1 protein-coding gene is annotated in these 1,187 nt (G+C 69.7%); it reads right to left on the bottom strand.

Annotation, left to right across the window (positions count from 1 at the left end; all coding sequences use genetic code 11):
• Window positions 1-1,187 (bottom strand): GAF domain-containing protein (locus ABZ641_RS38420; RefSeq protein ID WP_359989305.1); only part of this gene is annotated, 1,187 nt, incomplete at both ends.

Raw genomic sequence — 1,187 nt, 5'->3', positions numbered from 1 at the left:
GAGGTCGAGGATGTCGTTGATGAGCTGGAGCAGGTCGGAACCGGCGGAGTGGATGATGCCCGCGTACTCGACCTGCTTGGCCGTCAGGTTCCGGGTGGGGTTCTGGGCGAGCAGCTGGGCGAGGATGAGCAGGCTGTTGAGCGGGGTGCGCAGCTCGTGGCTCATGTTGGCGAGGAACTCGGACTTGTACTTGGAGGCCAGCGAGAGCTGGTGGGCGCGGTCCTCCAGCTCCTGGCGGGCCTGCTCGATCTCCAGGTTCTTGGTCTCGATGTCGCGGTTCTGCGCGGCCAGCAGGGCGGCCTTCTCCTCGAGTTCGGCGTTGGAGGACTGCAACTCCTCCTGCCGGGACTGGAGTTCGCGGGAGCGGGTCTGGAGTTCGGCGGTCAGCCGCTGGGACTCGCCGAGCAGTTCGTCGGTGCGGGCGTTGGCGAGGATGGTGTTGACGTTGACGCCGATGGTCTCCATCAGCTGGTCGAGCAGGCCGCGGTGGACGGCGGTGAAACCGTGCACGGTGGCGAGTTCGATGACGCCGAGCACCTGGTCCTCGGCCAGGATCGGGAAGACCACGAGCTCCAGCGGGGTGGTGCTGCCGAGGCCCGAGGAGACGGTGACGTAGTCGCCGGGCAGCCGGTCGACCACGATCATGCGCTTGCTGCGGGCGGCCTGACCGACGAAGGACTCGCCGAGGCGGAAGCGGGCGGGGGCCTGTCCGGGCCGGTGCGCGTAGGAACCGACCAGGGCCAGTTCGGTGCCCTCGGGGGTGTCCTCGGCGAGGTAGAACGCGCCGTACTGGGCGCCGACCAGCGGGGTGAGCTCGTCCATCACGACCTCGGCGACCACGGCGAGGTCGCGGCGGCCCTGCATCAGGCCGGAGATGCGGGCCAGGTTGGTCTTCAGCCAGTCCTGCTCCTCGTTGGCCCGGGTGGTCTCGCGCAGCGACTCCACCATGAAGTTGATGTTGTCCTTGAGGTCGGCGACCTCACCGGAGGCGTCGACGGTGATCGACCGGGTCAGGTCGCCGGCGGCCACCGCGCTGGCCACCTCGGCGATCGCCCGGACCTGCCGGGTGAGGTTCCCGGCGAGGCCGTTGACGTTCTCGGTGAGGCGCTTCCAGGTGCCGGAGACGCCCTCGACCTCGGCCTGGCCGCCGAGGGTGCCCTCGGTGCCCACCTCCCGGGCCACCCGGG

It is taken from the genome of Kitasatospora sp. NPDC007106 (genome assembly GCF_040634455.1).
Lineage (GTDB): Bacteria > Actinomycetota > Actinomycetes > Streptomycetales > Streptomycetaceae > Kitasatospora > Kitasatospora arboriphila.
This window is presented reverse-complemented; position numbering and strand designations above follow the sequence as displayed.